The organism is Parachitinimonas caeni, assembly GCF_030129945.1.
GTDB lineage: Bacteria > Pseudomonadota > Gammaproteobacteria > Burkholderiales > Chitinimonadaceae > Parachitinimonas > Parachitinimonas caeni.
On the sequence record NZ_JARRAF010000039.1, the window covers coordinates 23175 to 41040 of the forward strand.

General features: G+C 55.2%; 18 protein-coding genes and 1 CRISPR repeat array. Of the genes, 5 read left to right on the plus strand and 13 right to left on the minus strand.

The genetic code is table 11. The features are described from left to right. Positions 1 to 11 precede the first annotated feature (11 nt). The 6 genes from PZA18_RS20820 to PZA18_RS20845 form a co-directional block, all read right to left on the minus strand. Entirely contained in the window at positions 12 to 332 is a 321-nt protein-coding gene (locus PZA18_RS20820; RefSeq protein WP_284102809.1) for a WGR domain-containing protein, read from the minus strand. Continuing rightward, positions 329 to 553 carry a hypothetical protein gene (locus PZA18_RS20825; protein ID WP_284102810.1) on the minus strand — a complete coding sequence of 75 codons (225 nt, stop codon included), beginning with the start codon at positions 551 to 553 and terminating at the stop codon, positions 329 to 331. The genes PZA18_RS20820 and PZA18_RS20825 overlap by 4 nt, the downstream gene beginning before the upstream one ends. Before the next feature lie 18 nt (positions 554 to 571). Continuing rightward, a CRISPR array of direct repeats spans positions 572 to 1404; the repeat unit is 37 nt; unit sequence CTTTAAATGTAGTCCCGGCTATAGCCGGGAATTCAAC. Between the two features lie 151 nt (positions 1405 to 1555). After that, positions 1556 to 2959 carry a type I-G CRISPR-associated protein Csb2 gene (gene csb2 / locus PZA18_RS20830; RefSeq protein WP_284102811.1) on the minus strand — a complete coding sequence of 468 codons (1404 nt, stop codon included), beginning with the start codon at positions 2957 to 2959 and terminating at the stop codon, positions 1556 to 1558. Next, positions 2946 to 4067, minus strand: coding sequence for a type I-G CRISPR-associated RAMP protein Csb1/Cas7g (gene cas7g / locus PZA18_RS20835; protein ID WP_284102812.1), 1122 nt, complete (start codon positions 4065 to 4067; stop codon positions 2946 to 2948). Before cas7g ends, csb2 begins: the two co-directional genes overlap by 14 nt. Continuing rightward, on the minus strand, positions 4043 to 7507 hold the full coding sequence (gene cas3g / locus PZA18_RS20840; protein WP_284102813.1) for a type I-G CRISPR-associated helicase/endonuclease Cas3g: 3465 nt from the start codon (positions 7505 to 7507) through the stop codon (positions 4043 to 4045). Before cas3g ends, cas7g begins: the two co-directional genes overlap by 25 nt. Next, positions 7495 to 8340 carry a WYL domain-containing protein gene (locus PZA18_RS20845; protein ID WP_284102814.1) on the minus strand — a complete coding sequence of 282 codons (846 nt, stop codon included), beginning with the start codon at positions 8338 to 8340 and terminating at the stop codon, positions 7495 to 7497. The genes cas3g and PZA18_RS20845 overlap by 13 nt, the downstream gene beginning before the upstream one ends. Positions 8341 to 8503: 163 nt before the next feature. On the opposite strand from PZA18_RS20845, the gene PZA18_RS20850 reads away from it, so the two are divergent. After that, complete coding sequence (locus PZA18_RS20850) at positions 8504 to 9859, plus strand: RCC1 domain-containing protein (RefSeq protein WP_284102815.1); 1356 nt, start codon at positions 8504 to 8506, stop codon at positions 9857 to 9859. A gap of 134 nt (positions 9860 to 9993) precedes the next feature. Here the strand turns inward: PZA18_RS20850 and PZA18_RS20855 are convergent, their stop codons facing one another. After that, complete coding sequence (locus PZA18_RS20855; RefSeq protein WP_284102816.1) at positions 9994 to 11043, minus strand: hypothetical protein; 1050 nt, start codon at positions 11041 to 11043, stop codon at positions 9994 to 9996. Between the two features lie 25 nt (positions 11044 to 11068). On the opposite strand from PZA18_RS20855, the gene PZA18_RS20860 reads away from it, so the two are divergent. Continuing rightward, positions 11069 to 11977 carry a competence protein CoiA family protein gene (locus PZA18_RS20860; RefSeq protein ID WP_284102817.1) on the plus strand — a complete coding sequence of 303 codons (909 nt, stop codon included), beginning with the start codon at positions 11069 to 11071 and terminating at the stop codon, positions 11975 to 11977. Between the two features lie 81 nt (positions 11978 to 12058). Here PZA18_RS20860 and PZA18_RS20865 read toward each other — a convergent pair whose 3' ends face one another. From PZA18_RS20865 to PZA18_RS20880, 4 genes are all read right to left on the minus strand, one after another. Further along, a complete protein-coding gene (locus tag PZA18_RS20865; RefSeq protein ID WP_284102818.1) occupies positions 12059 to 12355 on the minus strand; it encodes a hypothetical protein in 297 nt (98 codons plus the stop codon). A gap of 15 nt (positions 12356 to 12370) precedes the next feature. Continuing rightward, positions 12371 to 13081, minus strand: coding sequence for a DUF2786 domain-containing protein (locus PZA18_RS20870; RefSeq protein ID WP_284102819.1), 711 nt, complete (start codon positions 13079 to 13081; stop codon positions 12371 to 12373). Between the two features lie 111 nt (positions 13082 to 13192). Continuing rightward, positions 13193 to 13915 carry a StbB family protein gene (gene stbB, locus PZA18_RS20875; protein WP_284102820.1) on the minus strand — a complete coding sequence of 241 codons (723 nt, stop codon included), beginning with the start codon at positions 13913 to 13915 and terminating at the stop codon, positions 13193 to 13195. Beyond that, positions 13912 to 14298 (minus strand): hypothetical protein, encoded by a 387-nt coding sequence (locus PZA18_RS20880; RefSeq protein WP_284102821.1) that lies wholly within the window; start codon positions 14296 to 14298, stop codon positions 13912 to 13914. The genes stbB and PZA18_RS20880 overlap by 4 nt, the downstream gene beginning before the upstream one ends. A gap of 149 nt (positions 14299 to 14447) precedes the next feature. On the opposite strand from PZA18_RS20880, the gene PZA18_RS20885 reads away from it, so the two are divergent. The 3 genes from PZA18_RS20885 to PZA18_RS20895 all read left to right on the plus strand — a co-directional run bounded on the left by PZA18_RS20885 (position 14448) and on the right by PZA18_RS20895 (position 16121). Next, a complete protein-coding gene (locus PZA18_RS20885) occupies positions 14448 to 14846 on the plus strand; it encodes a hypothetical protein (protein WP_284102822.1) in 399 nt (132 codons plus the stop codon). Between the two features lie 81 nt (positions 14847 to 14927). Beyond that, positions 14928 to 15590, plus strand: coding sequence for an SOS response-associated peptidase (locus tag PZA18_RS20890; RefSeq protein ID WP_284102823.1), 663 nt, complete (start codon positions 14928 to 14930; stop codon positions 15588 to 15590). Positions 15591 to 15845: 255 nt separating this feature from the next. Then, positions 15846 to 16121 carry a hypothetical protein gene (locus tag PZA18_RS20895; RefSeq protein ID WP_284102824.1) on the plus strand — a complete coding sequence of 92 codons (276 nt, stop codon included), beginning with the start codon at positions 15846 to 15848 and terminating at the stop codon, positions 16119 to 16121. A gap of 121 nt (positions 16122 to 16242) precedes the next feature. On the opposite strand, the gene PZA18_RS20900 is transcribed toward PZA18_RS20895, so the two are convergent. After that, the gene (locus PZA18_RS20900) at positions 16243 to 16725 is read right to left on the minus strand and encodes a hypothetical protein (RefSeq protein WP_284102825.1); all 483 of its coding nucleotides are present in this window, start codon (positions 16723 to 16725) and stop codon (positions 16243 to 16245) included. Next, positions 16722 to 17866, minus strand: a 1145-nt coding sequence (locus tag PZA18_RS20905) for an RHS repeat-associated core domain-containing protein (RefSeq protein ID WP_284102826.1), incomplete at its 5' end; no start/stop codon positions are given. The genes PZA18_RS20905 and PZA18_RS20900, both read right to left, overlap by 4 nt.

Genomic DNA, 17866 nt, shown 5'->3' on the forward strand with positions numbered 1-17866 from the left:
TCAGCGACAAATCAAATTCTCAGTGCATACCCATGCTTGATGCGACGACGATGGATGTTGTTCAGCAAGAGATCCCCTTCCTCACGCGTACAAACGGGCTTAAACAATGAATTGCCACGACGACTGTTTTTACCACCCCACGCTTGGTATACGCCCCAGTCTCCTAGTAGATCCGGTTGAAGAATCGCCAGGTAGTAGCGTTCCGACGTCTCCCAACGCATTAAACGTATAGTTTCATCATCCGAATTGAAATCATCCCCAGAAACTGTGGATAAACCCATAAAAAAAACTCCCAGCTTTATGATAATTAAAAGATAATTTTCTTCGATCAAATTCTAGGCGACACACTGCAACATGGCTGAGTCAGTATTTGACGCGTATCCCCAGCGTCTGCTGGATGTGGTTCACTACGGGCTTTGAGTCGTGCACGCACTTCAACAATCGAAAAGGTCTTGGCATTGCCCGCCAGCCCCTCATCGAACGCTGGACCAACCGCTTTTCTCAGCCAGTCATCCAAAGCACATTCACTTCGCAACTCACGATGGGAAGTCATGGCGGCACTCCTTGAAGTCATTTAATGTAGTCCCGGCTATCGCCGGGAATTCAACCCTTGGCACGACCATTTCTGCCATCCACGAACATCTTTAAATGTAGTCCCGGCTATAGCCGGGAATTCAACAGCGGCAGTGCGAGCTTCGGCCACAGTCAGCCACTCCTTTAAATGTAGTCCCGGCTATAGCCGGGAATTCAACATCATTGGCAGTGGTCTTGCCTTGCCAATGCAATGCTTTAAATGCAGTCCCGGCTATAGCCGGGAATTCAACGTCAGTTTGATATGTTTTTCCACAGTCTTCCTCCTAACTTTAAATGTAGTCCCGGCTATAGCCGGGAATTCAACGCCCCTGTCCTAGTTACCTCATGATTAGGTAGGATCTTTAAATGTAGTCCCGGCTATAGCCGGGAATTCAACCAAACCGTGATGCCGCTCGGCTTCGACGTCTCCTCCTTTAAATGTAGTCCCGGCTATAGCCGGGAATTCAACGGCGAGGTCTGGTCGCGTGAGCAATGTGCTGATGCCTTTAAATGTAGTCCCGGCTATAGCCGGGAATTCAACCCCTGTCATTGCTGATTCCGAAGACCTGTACATGCTTTAAATGTAGTCCCGGCTATAGCCGGGAATTCAACAGCCATGTTTTCGAAGGCTGCAGCACAATTGCGCAACTTTAAATGTAGTCCCGGCTATAGCCGGGAATTCAACATGTCGCAGGCCCTTGCAATCTCTGGCAAGTACATCTTTAAATGTAGTCCCGGCTATAGCCGGGAATTCAACGGCTCAATATCTGGAGGATGTGGTCCCGCCAAAAAAGCTTTAAATGTAGTCCCGGCTATAGCCGGGAATTCAACCCTTCTTTTCCAGGTCTTTGAATACCCATCATGTTTTTGGCCCATTGCGCGAACCTCTACAATATGTCAGGAGCGTGTCAGTAGGTTTGCCGTGCCGCAATGTGTCGGTGCCCTTCCTCACAGCAAGCGCGAACTCCCCGTATTTTCTCCATCAATCGGGGTTCGCGCACATCAGCCCGAGCCCGAAATGTCGGCCGCGACCAATAATCAAGGGACCAGCGATTGGCTCTCTGAAATGCACTCTCGCATAAGTCAGCGGTATGGCATGTGCCTGCCATCGCTTAAGCATCACGGCTGACAACTGAGGCTCATATCTATGGTAAGGAAATCGACTGACCTCTATCTCTTCCACCATCCCCAGATCCAACCCCGACTCGCGCAATGCTTTTCTTACCAACTTACGAGTCTGTTTGTGATCGGTCGCGAAACAGCCTGGTAAAGCAATCGGTGTCACCGTCTGATAGGTATAACCTTTGCGACGGTATGCCCACAAGACACCGTTGGCTCGCCGGTCTTGTCTGGATTGAACAACGCGCGCGCGTGCCACACAGCATGCCGATCTTTCGTCTCGCAACGGCAATGCTTCGGTGAGCAGTCGTTGATAAAGCGCTTCCATCTCTTCTTGCTCGCTGACTCTGGCGACCAGCAAGGCTTGCCGGATCCTGCGATCAGCATGGGCATGACCAATCGAGGGGAGAGGAATCCATGACAGGCGCGCACCCTTGTCGTCTGGGGGGCTATGCCCGGCCGCCCAGGCTGCATATGGTGTGTCTTGCATCAACTGCATGACACCATGCCGTAACATCGCCGACACCTGTACCGTGAGCTCGGGCGCCCAGGATAATGGCTGCTCTTCCTGATCAGGATGCAGCAGTTTGATTGGCATCATCAGGTAATGCGTGTTCCGACCGGCCAAACTGTAGCGCTGTATTGCGTAGGTTGCATCGAGCCGAAGGAACGAAGTGAATGCATCCGGCGAATGGCAATGCCGCTGGGACCGGGCATGCCGTTTCGCGATCGATGCCACCGAGCCAATGACCGGTATGCGTAGATCGGTATCACTATTAAGAAGCTGAACAGACCCTGGTAGATTCAACGGCGTCCAGAGGCTCTGTCCCGGCACGCTTGTCAGCGCATCTTCGTCAAACCAGGCCCGAGCGGCACACATATCCTGGCCTGTACCCAGGGTATGCAGCTGCGCGGAAATCTCGATGATCGGTGACAGCGCGGTGATCGGTGCCGCGTCGATCTCCCAACAGTAGACGACCGGCCGGGATGGACGGCGGATGGTGCGTACCTGCTCAGCTCTTTCAAACGGCGTTGCATCGGTGCCTTTCCGGGTATTCAGCGGAACATATGTCTTTACCGTGGTACTTGGAGGGTCGTCTTCAGCGAGCAGTGTTGGGGCAGGAAGTGTCTCCAACACAAAGAGTGCCGGATGGGTATCCCGATACCCTCCAACCAGTGCTTGCAGTAGTCGCATCGGTGCGGGCGGCCACTCCTCTCCGCCATATCGGCCCGCCAGAAAAGTCACTTCAATCTTAAGTCGCGTCATCTTGACCGCCTTTCTTCTTCCTCTTGCCTGCACCCTCCTTTTTCTCTTTCGTGACGGCATCGACGTAACCCTTGACTGACTTTGGTGTCAACTTCGCGACTCGATCCACGAAGCCCATTTGACTCGCCAGAGCGCCAAGCGCTTCCAGTACCGCATCATGTTCAATCGACACGACTTCGCGCGAGCCATCTCGCCGCACCAAGGTCATGGTTGCAGACCCTGCAGGCAACAGGGTGCATCCGACTCTCAGGTAAGGAGAGGTTGGCATAGACAATGCCAGCAGGCCCAAAGTGGCTGTGTACTCTGCGGTGATCTGGTGCGCCGCGTCCTTATCTTCCGGCGTCAGCCAACCCAAATTGGATCGGAGCGGAATCATGGACAGCGTGGCACGACGAACAATCTCCCCATGCACTTCGACCCCCGCGCCGGCATCGCCGTCGGGCGCACTTTCCAGCCCCACTACTGAAGGCTTGACTGTGCCGATCGCTTCCACCAGTGAAGAGTGCAGGTGACTGGCATGCCATGCAGCGTTATAAAGCGAGTGCTTGATCCTCTCCGACACATTGGTCGCCTCAATTTCAGCACTAAATGCCCGCGGCAGCTTCAAACCGGTGCGATTTGGGCGGCTATCCCAAAGGCCCATTAACAATGATGTCGGTGATAGTCGGGCCAAGGGTACCGGGTTGGGGGTTCGCGAGGACATGGCCAGCATCGCAGCAGTCACCTCTTCATTCAGCTCTGAGGCGAGAACGGCACCATCCGCCGCCCGATGACCCAGCAGCATCAAGGGTCGAACCGAAGTTGAACCATCGTGCTGGGTTGCTTCGATCGAGACATTGGGAAACAGGCCTGCGTATCGTGGATTGGACACCCACTCGGCTTCCAGCCGATTGGCCTGCGAGGGGATGGAATCTATCGTGCAGACATTGCTCCCATCCCGTAAGTGGGCGATGCAATAGCGCGGCTTATCGTCTTTACCGTTTCCTGCGTAAGTCGCCGGATAAACGGTCCTCCCGGTAAGCGGTTGCAAGGCCTGCTCATGCACCATCGCCACGACATCCGGCGAATTGAGAATCCACTGAATCAAATCACGAACATGGCTGGACACAATCTCGCTCCTCTACTTGTTTGAATGGACGACTCATAGCTATCGGTGAATTTTCCGGACTGCACAAAACGGGGGCTGAACTGCTGCAGCACATCCCCCAACCCGGCTCTGGCCGCCAGGCCTACCTGCCGGATGGATCGCGGGCGTCTCCAGGTCGCATAGGCCTGCGTGCGATCCCAGGGTGGTAGAAATACCTGCTGGATGCCCAGCAATGCCAACACCTCAATCCAGGGCCGGACCGCTGCCATGTTTTCATCATGGGGAGACCAGCCGACATCCCGTGCGCTCCAACTGGTGCGGGCATCCAGCCTGAACCGATCTGTTTTCGCTTTATCGCTTCGCCAGCGGAGGATCTGGTGTGACAACACGTCACCGGGATGACTCAGTGACGTGCTTGCACAGTGCATCAGCAATTCCGTCAGGGTCTTGGTCAGCGTGACTTTGGCAGTAAAAAGCTTCCATTTCGAAGGCTTGTCAAACAGCGGAGACAAAAATGCGTTGATCGCCAGAGGGGGGATGGCAAGGTCTTGCGCGAAAACCAGATATAGAGGGAGATTTTGCTCATTTTCGTTTTTTGACATCAGCGTCATTGCACGCTGCTTATCAATCTCAATTCTCGTGCGTTGCAAACAGGCCAGGGCCGTCATGACATCGCCTTGGGTAATACCACTAAACACTGCCATATCCCCCTCCGCTTGCCATTGCAGGCAAGCCTGTGGCTGTCGAAAGGACAGCAGCCGCAGCAGGCCGATGGCAGCGAGATACTCACCGAAATTCCGGGGGTTAAAGCCAAGAGAAACGGTTGACTGGGGGAAGTCAGGTGTCAAAACAGGGGAATGATCGGTCACGCGATCCATCAGGTCGGCATCCAGTACGAGCGCATTTGCATACCACTCGGCCAGAATGTCAGCCCCCTTAACCAGGGATTCGAGGTAGGCACAGCCCCACTGCCCGTAACGCCGTACCACCTCATCAAAATCGCCCTGGGCGGTCGCAGCAGCTTGCTCGCACCCTGCATGCAACTGGCTGGCAACCGGAAAATTCGGACGGGCGTAGCCATGGTGAGCCGCAATCAGGTGTCGCGTAACGGAATCCAGGTCTGCCCATTCCGCCGCAGATCCCAATTCGTGGCGATAGCCGGCATTGGTCTGGTAGTCGAAATCCTTGTGACCCGATTTACCCAAGGGTTGACTCAGGTCGCGATTGCCAATCGCGTGCTGCCAGCAAGCGCGACGCTTCCCATCATCATGATGGCGAGCCGCACACTCGATAGCCGTACCCAGCTCATTGGGCAGTTTCAGCTTTGACGCAATCCGACGTGCCGCTTTACCCGCCAAAGTCTGGTGATCCTCCAGCAAGCGGGCCGTACGCCCTGGTACCTCGTTCGCATCGGAGATTTCCCGCGCCGGCGCCGATAGCCAGGCCGTGGGCCCTTCCGCCCCGTCTGCATCCAGCCAGACCACCTGATATTCGGGATAGTGTTCAGCCAGATAGGCCGACAGCGTCAGGTAACTGATGGTCTGTTCTGTCAGCCATACTTCGTTCTCGTCATCAAACTCGAGGGGCAAGACCTCGACTCGGCCGTGATAGCGGCCAGACACATCCTCAACTGGTTCGGTAAGGGTGGCATCGACCAGGCCATGCAGAGACAAGCCTCCCAGCCGCCGGTCAATGAGGATGGTTTGATTTGGTTGTATTTGTTTAACGTCGCGGACGGCAATGAGCGATCCCTCTGGCTGCAAGGTCACGACTTCCGCGCCATCCGGTTCGGTGCGGCGAGCCAGTAGGGTTTGCAGATAGACACGGGTGGCTTGGTTTAGGGGCAGTCGCAATCGCTCGGATTGCTGCAGTGGCCACCGCGTCAACCATTCATCCTGGTCCCGACCCGGCAGGATCCGCCAGGCCAGTTCAATTTCCGGGGTTTCCTCTACCAGCCCATGTATCCAGAGCGCTGGATCAGGAACCTGCAGTGATGGCAGTGCCTCCGTCGTGGCCGCAAACAGATCGATGATCCCATCCTCCAGGTCTCGATCCGGAACTGGTGCCTCGCAAGCCATCGCATATTCCGGATGTTGCCGAAGCTGCGTCAGGGCTGCGGGCGAAGCGTCGCGTACCTCAGTCTCCTCGAACGGGGTAGGGAGATGATCGAGCAGTGCAAGCGCCTTTGCCACTGCGGAACGGACTTTGCCTTCATCACAACGCATCAGATGAATATGGGCCAGACACAGGCCACGGCGATTACAGCGGCCAAAGCGCTGGGTCAGCCGCTCAATCGTCGCAGCATCACAGATCAACACATCCACATCCAGGTCAATGCCGATTTCCCCCGCACTCGTCGCGATCAGCACCGCGGATCCTTGTTCATCCTGCTCGGATCGCCCGGCACTGACCCGCTGCCAGGCTTCTGATTGCAGCAGGTCATCCCGCTCAGCACCTCGCATGGTCCCGGTCAAAACCACGACCCGATTCCTGGCTATCGCAGGCCCGACGGCTTTGCCATCGACCTTTCCCCGCTGCGTCAACGCCTTACTCAAGCGGTTGGCCATTTCGGGAGATGTCACAAAAATCCCGATGGCCTTGTTTTGGGGGGCATAGGCTTGCACCAGTTCGACAACGCGCGCTTCGAACGCTTTCCGGGTCTCACAACGTTCTATCTTGAGGGCTTTTCTGGCCTGCATCCGTTTTAACAGTGCGGGATCCGCTTGCGGGTCACAGACGATTTCGGCGCCTTGACCTTCCGAACGGGAAGTGTCGATGCGGCTCGTCGCCGTCATTTCAACAACCCGCAAAGCCGGAACACCCATTTCTTGAGCAGGACACGCCACTCGGCGCTCAATTTGTCGCAGCAGATGGGTAAAGGCGGGAGACAGATGCGCCTCGTCATGCACGACCGTCGTATCCATGGAGAGCAAACCCGCATGCAACGCGGCCCGGTTCCGGCCGACGCCGTATCCTCTGAACAACAAGCGACTGCCCAGCATGTCCGGTGTCGCCAGAATAATGGCCGGGGTCGTCGGATCGGTGGCCCATTGGCCATCATCGACAAACTGACCTCGTAGTGTCGCGATCTGCAGCGGCTGCCCCGTCGCAGACAGCTCGGCCAGGGCTTGGCGAAGGCCTGGAATCTCATCCTGATAAATGATCGTCCGGAGCGTTTCGGCAAGGCGGGTAGCGTCATCAACCAGTACCCGTCGATTGACGACAAAGACCAGTCGCCGCGGAAGAGGCTGGCGCGTATCCATCTGACACTGGGTTGCCAGGGCCGCCAGATAGGTGGGAATGATCAGCGCTTTACCTGCGGAGGTCGGCGCATGGATGGCCTGAGGGACAACCCCTTGCACTAGCTGCGCAAAGGTCTCTCGCTGCCACTGATACGGTTCAGCCGCATCCCCCAGCAGTCGCTGAAACAGCGACTCCTGAAAATTCTTCAAAACATCCATGGTTGCACCTCTTCGACGTTGTAGACAGCCAGCAGGTAATCCGGCGGACACTGGATCTGGACGTTCATCGCGAGGTGCATGACCTGGACATAGTAATGCACCAAGGCACCACGAACGGTGGTGACCCGAGAAGGTTGGCCGGCGCAGAATTCGGCACTCACCACACCGGCTTGGGCACGGGTCAATTGAGGATGTGGCCCCAGCTCGATCTGGACGAGGGTTTGCCAGGCCTGATCAGGCGCCACCTCGGCCGGCAAGACCTCATCACACAATGCGATATCCAGAATGCGCCCCAGATTGTGATCCCGATATTCACCATGCTCGGGGCTGAAGCCGCGCACATGCCATCGCTGGCCGGTGCAAACCAGACTATGAGGAAAAAGGACACGCCAATGCGGTTCGGGTTGATTCAAGGACACATACTGAATGTTGACCCCGACCGATGTCCTGATGGCGAGTTGAAGGCGGGACACGACCCGGGCACTGGGTTGCCCGATTGCCTGAAATCCCTGAAATATGATGCAATGCAGGTCACTTTGCAGCGTCGGCTGTCGGGTCGACAGGGCCAGGTACTGGCTAAGTGACAGCGCCGGCAGCTCTGACGGGACCTGTTGATATAACAGGCTGCTGGCTAAAAAGCGGCGTCGCTTGGAGTGCCACTCGCAACTATCCGGGAAATGCGCTCTGAACTCCTTGATCCACTCCGAGGCCCGGACCTGGCTCAGATCAAATAAACCACGCAGGCGCTCATTGCTGACCTCCCCTTCCCAGAGTAGGAGCAACGCGATCTGCTGCAGGCGGCCAGTGAGGATCCCATCGATTTGCATAGACATTATGTTTTTTCGTAACTTACGAAAAAACATAACATTGATTCATAAGCCCTGTCACTTCTCCATTTGGTCAATACCGTTCCTTGGGCGCCGGTTTTATCGTGCCTGCGCCGATTTCAGGCATCTACCGACAAAAATGTGTAAGAGGAGGATTGAATCGATAAAAGTGTCTTCAAGCGGAATGATCTGCCTGGCCCTATGCAGCGGCCTGGCGGAGGCGGCGACCTTGGCCGCCGGCGACGCGCACTCCATTGCGATTCGTAAGGATGGCGTGGCATTGGCCTGGGGTCAGAATGAGGACGGCCAAACTGGCAACGGTCATACCAGTACCAGTTTCACGCCTCAGAAATCACGCTATCTGACCGGGGCTAAGTCCATTGCGGCAGCGTCTCGCCATACGCTGCTGCTCAAGGCAGACGGCACGGTCTGGTCCTGGGGCGCGAATTTTTCCGGTCAATTGGGCACCGGCAATACCTCGTCCTCCAGCACCCCACAGATGGTCCCGTATCTGGGCAATGTCACGGCGATTGCCGCAGCAAGCAACTTCTCGGTGGCCTTGAAAGCCGACGGGACGGTATGGACCTGGGGTGACAATGGTAATGGCCAACTGGGCATCGGCAGCACCCAGAGTTACACGGTGCCGCAACTAGTCAAAGGCTTGTCTGGCGTAGCGGCCGTCAGCAGTGGCAACAATTTTGCGGTGGCCCTGAAAAGCGATGGGACGGTCTGGTCCTGGGGTAGCAACTCACAAGGTCGGCTGGGCATCGGCGACACTACCGAGCAACGGCAACCTGTTCCGGTAAAGAGCCTGAGCGGGGTGGTCAGCGTGGCGGCCGGCAGTGGCCATGTCCTCGCCGTGACCCAGGACGGAAAGGTGTGGGGCTGGGGCTTTGGTGATCGTTGCCAGTTAGGAGAAGGCTCCCTCTCCAGCTGGAAAACCTGCACCTCCTCCGGGCTCCCTGTCTTGATCCCTGGACTGCCCGCCATTCGAAGTGTCTCAGCGGGCGAAAGCTACTCGCTGGCACTCGGCCAGGATGGCGTCGTCTACGCCTGGGGAGACAATAGCAGTGGTCAACTGGGGGACGGGAGTAAAGACAATCGCGCCAAACCTGCCGCAGTCCCATTGCCCACCGCCATCACCGAAATCGTCGCGGGGGAAGATCATGCGCTGGTGAGAGGCCAGAATGGCCGTGTCTATGCCTGGGGATACAATCGCTATGGCCAACTGGGGGACGATGCTGGTGGCACCCTCAACTATCAAGCCGTGGTCAGCCCCTCGCCGGTTGCGGTGTCGGGACCCGGAGGGGACGGCCAATTGAATCTCGATAGCACCTTGCCGGCACCCAACGCGGATGGCTGCAGGAGTACGGCCGGCGACCAGGATGGTCTGGTCGCGACCATTCCCTGTATCAGCTATCAGGGCATGGATTACCAGATCAAACTCAAACTGGATGCCAGCATCGGACAGGCACCACAGATCTACTTCAAACTGATCGATTTGAAACCGCTCAGCCCACCGTAAACCATGTCCTCTGATCAACGCCCGTTGTCGATCCGCCTTGCACTGGTCGGGAAACCGGCCAGTGATTCTGTTCGTGCGGCGCTGGTCCTGCCAGCACCTTCAACACCGTTGTCGATTGCGGGCCACCCGCCTGGTCAAACCAATGGCCCTCCAACCCGCGTCACATGATCAAAACGATACACATGCTCTCTAGGTGAGGCCTCGCAACTACCGACCAAACGCCCCCAGAATCGCAGCCCGCCAGACCGGATGGTCACCCGCCCGCCACAGATCGGACACTGGCCGATATAGCGTACCGCGACGATATGCGCTTGGGGGCCATCGGGGGGCCTGCGCCATTCCAGTACCAGCCCCGCGTCCCATGACAGCCAGAAGGGTGTCATTACGACCCTTGCCGTCGGTAAATTCAAAATAGGCCATGCCACTTCGACCACACAGGCAGCCCCCAGCAAGAGAACGAGTAACTCACCGCCACGAACCTCCAATGACCTCCAAGCCAGCCCCATCAGAAACGTCAACAGGAGGGTCATGACGGTCAAGACAATCAACGTGATCAGACCCAAAAATACACCGCGTCGCCATCCCACGACTTGATAGCCTAAGCAGAGCATCCGCAGCATGGTATTTCCTTGCGTCACATCTTCTGGAAAGTAATGAATTTGAACGGCGGCGCAGGAACGGACCGGATCCGATTCGACTGGCGAGGCCGCATCGCTTGGCTCCGCCGGCAAGTACCTCATGGTATAGCGCGTGGGATTGCCCGCACCTCCTTTGGACTCGAACTTCTGCAACACGACTTTCCCCGGGAACCCCGCATGGCGTAAGGCCAGGTGAATGCCCTCCTGCTTCTCTCCCCACCTTTTCTCGACCAGCTGATCCCAGTTGTCTCGGACTTTCCTGGAGACGTCGCTTTGGTTGCTCAAATCCAGAATCCAGACCTTCCCTTGAACCTTGGCAACCATTTCGGCCAATTCCAGTGATGTGAACCCCTCTTCTTGATACGGGTGTGCCTGGCACAGCCGCAACAGCGCCCGAAACAACCACACGGCCAGAACCGGTTTCTGCCCCCAGCCATCCGAATATTTCACCAATAAATCAATCACCTCAGCTGGAACCAACCCGGTATCCAACCGGTTCCCCCCCTGTTCAGCCCTCACTGATACCGCCGAATCTGCCGTCTTCATCCAAACTCTTTCCAATGAACTAATCATGGCTATCGTGGGTTTACTACAGCAATTCGCCTTCAACCAGGACCAGCAGCTGGTCTCCGTCAGAGAAGTGCGGCGCGGGCTCCATTGCGCCTGCTTTTGCCCCCTGTGTTCGACCCCGTTGATGGCCCGCCAGGGGGAAGTCAGAACCTGGCACTTTGCCCATCCTCCCCATCAGGCAAACTGTTCCGGCGCCGCAGAGTCGGCCTTGCATCTTGCCGCGAAAGCCTGCCTGCAGCGGTCACGCGCCCTGCAGCTACCCGCCTTCAGCATTACCGGTAAGGCTTGCCTGCAGGACGGCCGGCAAGCAACGATTCACCTGCCACAAGCACCCTGGATAGTTCAGTTCACGGCAGTGGAATTGGAGCGACGATTCGGGGATCTACGACCGGATGTCTATGTCACGGGCCCCGACGGCCCCCTATTGGTCGAAATAGCCGTCACCCATGCCGTTACGCCAGAGAAGCGGGTCAAACTCCAGTCATTAGGTATCCCGGCACTCGAAATTAACCTCAGTGCCTGGCATGGCCTGGACTGGGATTGGGAAACGCTGACGGAGCAGGTGACACAGACGCTCGACAATCGCCACTGGATTGTTCCACCCGACTTATCGTCGCTACAACGAACGGCCAATGTTCGGGCATGGGAACAGGCCATGGCCCTGCCCATACCGGAAGTCATACCGGACGGCACGCAAACCCGTGTGATCGGCAAGGCAAAACTGACTCTCTATTTCCAACCCCGATCAATCGTGGTGCACGTGGCGGGCTATCTAGAGGAGAAACCTTTTCAGGGCCTGCGGCAACTGATGTACCGTTTGAAGGGTGAGTGGCGATGCCAGAAGGGAAACTGGCGGTTGCCGCGCCACGCAGGTAAGGCGCTATTGGAAGGCATCAGGACTCTGCAATAAATTGCCAGCCGAAGTCGTGGCGATGACTGGCGTTCTCATTCTCAGACAGACCGGCTTCTCGCTGAACCCGAGGCCCAGTTCTCAATGCCGCCTTGCCTTCTCCTTCAGCAAGCGCAACGTCCCCTGTAACAATCGACTGCCCTCAGCATGGGGCAGAGACAGCTTTTGTCTCCGTGCCGCTTGGCCCGCCTCAGTAATGGTATAAACTTTACCGTGTTGGCGGCTAGCTAAGCCGCGTGCGACCAGGCGTTCCAATGACGCGAGTGTCATGGCTTCGCCACCCACCACAAAGTTCGCCTGCTCAAACACGGTATGTTGCGCCAATAGATTGAGCACCATGGCATCTATCTGCGCATCCGACTGATCCTGTTCCGACATTTACACCCCCCTGATTCACTTGTCCTGACTCAAAAATTCCAGATGGCGAGCCTGCGTATCGCGTGCCACACCATGATGCAGACGCGCAGCTCGGCCGGCCAGATGGCCCTGCACCAGATCCTGCCGATTTGCCGCGCCACGCGCATTCCTGTCCCTGGCCGTCAATGACCGGGTGATAGCATTCTGCTGATCAATATAGGCGGTAAGGAGAGCGGACTGCGCCTCACTGGGCTGTGCAAACTCACCAAGCTGGCGGGCCACCGCGCCGACCCAGCCTTGGCAGAACACGTCGGCCCGCCGGGTCTTGTTGGCGGGTCTACATCGCTGCAGCGCTGTGGCCAGGTAATCGCGGCGCGCCGCCTTGGCCTGACGTAACAGACAACTGAAACCGTAAGCGGCAATATCACCTGCCGGCTCAATCCCGATGAATTGCCAGTAGGCGCCGACCGTACTGGCATTGGCCGGCATCAGAAAAAACAGGCGACAACCGAAAGCCGACGCCACCAGATTAGCCAGTGCCGCCTCCCACAGGGCAGGCTGGCGACTGGCGCTGGCCTTGATCTTGGCCTCGCTAACTTCGGCCAGAGAAACGTCCAGTTCGCTTAGCTGGTAGGCATCCATCAGCTTGCGGGCCTGACGCAGGGCAGCCGCCGCCTCGTGTTCATTCGCGCTACGGGCCAGCGCCAGGCACTTCCGGATTTTCTGCAATGCGGTAGATCGATCCATTACCACTCCCATGATACCCCCGGCTCTGGCCGGGCGAATGCTGGGGCAGATGCCGTCAAACACCGCTCCAGCTAGCGAAGCGTGCCGAACCTTTCCAACACGCAATGGCCCCTATCGGGTTACGGCATCAAATACCGCATCCAGTTCATCCTCCACGCCCGTGACCAGGCGGTACAACGAGTGCCGCTTCACTGCTTCTAGCCGCTCTTCATCCGAAACAGCCGCTTTAGCCGCAGCCAGATAGTCCGTCGTATCCGCCAACACCTGCCCAATCGACAAACCTGCCTCTCTCAACTTGCCGTATACCTCGTTTTTGTGGAGCACGGCTGCCGATGGAAATAAGAACTTGCGCTCCGTCTCCTGATAATCAATCAGGCCCGAGAACAGCGATGTGGGCTCATCGCCTTGTTCCACCATATTCATGACCACCCGGATTTTATTGGCGGGTATGCCAAGCGAAGCCAATGCCTCAATCGTGCCGATGGTGTCACGTTGCTGCTTGGCAGCTGGCACGACCGGCACAATAAAAAGATCGAAGTCTTGGTGCGAGCCCCGATATTGACCCATCAATTGCATGAAGTCTTCGACGTTGCTTGCGCCAATATCCACGACGGCTGACTCCATTAACATCAGTCCCTCCTGCAACAAACCAAACTGCTTGCCCTTTAACGTCTGTGTTTCGAGTCCGCCATCCGAGTTGATCGACTCAATTGCGATTAACTCGGCATCGTTCAGGCGTGGCCATAACAGGTACTGGGCTATCGTCGACTTGCCGACGTTCCCCGAAAAGTTAATCACGGCAATCTTCAGACTTGGCTTGCTGGTCATCGTCATTTTTCATCCTTCTTTCGCTTTAAAAGCGGATTGTCATTCGATATGTAGCGGTTCGCTGTTGCTTCCCATGCAGCCCTACTGCCAATTCCGTGCTGCCCCTCTGACGACGTCAATTTGCCTTCCTCCAGAGAGGGCTGCGTCTTAACGTTTGGCTTCGCAGTCTGGTGCTTCGGTTCTGCAGGTGATGCCGCAGCGTCTCGCAAGTACCTCACAACGGTTGAGGTCGAGACCTCAACCCCCTGCAGCTTGAGCCAGGTCACGATCTGATCAGGGGTACACCCCCCGGCATGCAACTTGGCAATTCCCTCTGCGTAACGCTGCAAAAAGAGTCGCTTCTTTCTTGGACTGGGTTTTTCTTGAGCCAAAAACTCATCGGCGTCCATGGGGTTCTCCTCAAAGTGATCGTCATAGGATAGCACAACCAATCACTAACAACCCACAACGATCCACTATACGCCACTAAAATCCATTAAGCAACACTAATCAGCATTAAACATCATTCCACATCTTTAAATGTCACTAAATATCATAATTGAGCAATATCGATCACTTTATGCCTATCAATGTCACAACCGATATTGAGAACAAACGTTCACCAAACTATGATGGATCTATGAAAGTCACTCTCTACCTCCAACGCCAGCACGGCAGACGCCTCAGCAACTCCCAGAAAATTGCTCTGGGGCCAGGCACCCTCACCTCCCATCACAGCCAACTTGCGGGCGGGTGGCCAGTGATGGTGGTGCAGTTTGAAATCCCCATTCCACTTGGAGCACCGGGCATGGGGCAAACATGGAAACTTTATGACGCCCGACTTCAGGCAATCACCCCAAACGGATTGCGATTTATCGGTTTTGAGCGATCAGGACAGGGGGAAGATGCAATTGGGGTGGTACAGGAGTGGCTCTGTGACTTTTGCGAAAGCGACTGACTTGTCGTCATAGCGGAGAGGGAAGCGCCACACGGGGTTTATGCTATGGTCCAGAGATACCTCGCCTTCGAGCCACCAATCATGTGTGCCAACTATCGCCCCAGCCGTCGCGAACTCATCGCTGCACGATATCAAGTACAACTTGACGTCGAACCCAAGGAAGCGTGGCCATTGTCGCTAGCACCGATCATTCGACAGTATGAGGGGCATAGAGTGGTCGAAATGGCGCAGTTTGGATTGCTTCCGCATTTCGCAAAGAGCCGACAGTTCGGTCGTGCTACCTACAATGCCAGGTCGGAGACTGTGGCCGAAAAAGCGTCTTTTAAGGTCTCATGGAAAAAGGCGCATTTCTGCTTGATCCCTGCCGGCATGATTATGGAACCATGCTATGAGAGTGGCAGGGCCGTACGCTGGGAAATCTCCCCGAAAGAAGATGAAGACTGGGCGATCGCAGGGATTTGGAGCTGGTGGAAAGATCCAGAGACAGGACAAGGTATGCCCAGCTTTGCCATGCTGACACTCAATGCAGACCAGCACCCGCTGATGCAACGATTTCACAAACCAGAGGATGAAAAGCGAATGGTCTATATCGTTGATCCAGGCGATTACGATACTTGGCTGAGCGCCACCCCAGATCTAGCCCGAGCCATGATCGCCGCCTACCCTGCGGAAAAGATGCAGGCGAGGGTTTCTGCGAGCAAAGCGAACGTCACCAGCCCTAAAGCGACCGGGGATGTATTTTAACTTTATGTCGACCGTATGTAGCAGCAGGGCGGGACCGGACTTGCCAACGGTATACAAAAATGCATTTGACATGTTCGGCGTGCGAACTTATTAATCCGGCAATTTGAAAGCACATTCAATCTCGGTGTCTTAGGCAACAAAACCCGAAGACGAAGAACCACTGATTTATTGTGCGACTCTTCCTTTCTTTTCGGATGAGATCGCTATTCATATCATAAGATGATTATTTCAGCAGCCTGATAGGGAAAAAGTCACATGAAATTATACTATATCGTCACCATGATAATTAGTCTGATCGCTTTGGGTGGAGGATATATTCTTGGATCTTCCAATCCTGGCTCCGTTTCATGCACGATTAATTCGGCAAAGAAATTTGAAGGAAAGATTTATGAAACTTTTGGAGATACAAAATCAGAAAATCCCAACGAGAAGGTCATTGGCAAACTAGTACTGGAGAAGGATATTGATCTTGTCATCATTGAAGAAAAAGGTGTAAAGACCATTCGGGCCCGCCATTACGAATCAAGATAGTATCGCCTAAATGATTTTTAATTGCAGGCACATCTGCAAATGGTTTATCTTTACTCTTCCCTAAAAAAGTAGTTAGGACTGAGCATATTTCAGAAATAAATGTGCTGCGCCGATAAAAATTTCATCGGTGCGTGCATTGCTTTAAATCTATAGCAGGTTGAATTGGCGTTAAATTTTCATATTGAAACTTGTTTAAATACTCAATGGCTGCGAGATGACATGTCGATGCTGCCATAACAACCCATTCAGCAGATTTATTTTTATTTACATAGCCAAATCTCCCTTCAAACAAGGCCGTTCCGATAGAATATTGAATGAGCTGTATATCACTCTGACTTAGCTCGTTTTTGCATCTATTTATAAGGTTTTTTATTTCCTCTGCCCGGCCTGTGGGTCGGGCGGCAAGAAGCAATGAATAGTAAAATACTTCTTTTTTTTCATTGCGGCATTGTTTGGCGGATTCCTCAAGCATCATGATCGCTTGCTCAAACTGATCAGACTGAATTGCTTCAATCAGTTTGGTTTTCCAGTTATAGTGATAATACTTATAGCCTATGGCAGTTAAAGCAAAGGCAACACCAGTCAAGATTGCTATTTTTTTCATCTATATACCTGAAGTGTACTGGCGGAATCAGCATTAATGATTTTCTGGATATCTCTATAATTTTTAATTTGCTCCTTATTAAACTTATCTACTGTAATACAGCCTTGAGAAACACTACCTGGATGCAATTGAAAGTCACAACGGGCCAAACCCACCACACATAATGCCATGGCCCCGTTATACCGCGTCTCGGAAGTTGTATTCTGGGGAACAAGATTATAAAACTCTGGTTTTGATTGGTGTGGTTGGATTTTATATTTATCAACAGGAATGGGTCCTTCAAATGGCACATTACTGGCCGCTGGATTGTTTTGGGAGTTGCCTTCAGCGCCGGAAAATACTCCTATAGGCCCAACTGTTGCTGATTTATCCCCACTATCGGAAAAGCAAGTCAGAGAATGGGCAGAAATTGAGTAATGGCAACTTGCAAGACCCAGAGCGTCAGTACGACTGAGGGGCGAATTGTCAGCATAGGTATAGGCGTTTGTTCCTCCGTGCCACCCCACCGGATCCTGCGTCACATACCGCCCTAGTTTGGGATCGTAATAGCGGAAGCGGTTGTAGTGGAAGCCTGTTTCCTCATCCTGCCATTGCCCCGGCAGCCGTAGCGGCTGATCCCCCTGGAGGGGGCCGGATTCGTTGAGCAGCTGGCCCCACGGATCAATCTGAGCTTGCCAGACGCGCTGACCATCGGGGTCGGTCAGGGCATAGGGCGTACCCAGGTGGTCGGTGTGGAACAGGTAGCAGCCCGTCTTCGGCGCTTGCGGGGGTTTCCAGGCGGCCTGTTTGGGCGGTTTGGCCGTATCCAGCCGTAGCAGCGGGGTGAAGCTGCCGGGGCGGTAGACGATGCGGCTTTGCCGGTCGGGGTTGTCAATCAGGCACAGGCGGTCGCCGTCCCAGCCATACCAGGTGATCTGGTCACCGGTCTGCTTGGCGATGCGGCGGCCGAAGGCGTCGTAGTCGTACCAGGTGGTACGGCTTTGGCCATCGTGTTCGGTACGCTTGCTGCAGTGTAGTTGATGCAGGCCGTCATAGCCCAGATGCAGGCGACACGGCCCTGCGTGATCGTAACGCTCGACCAGATTGCCGTGGGCGTCGTACCGGTAGTCGATGGCGCCATCGAAGTCGATCCGGTTGCCGG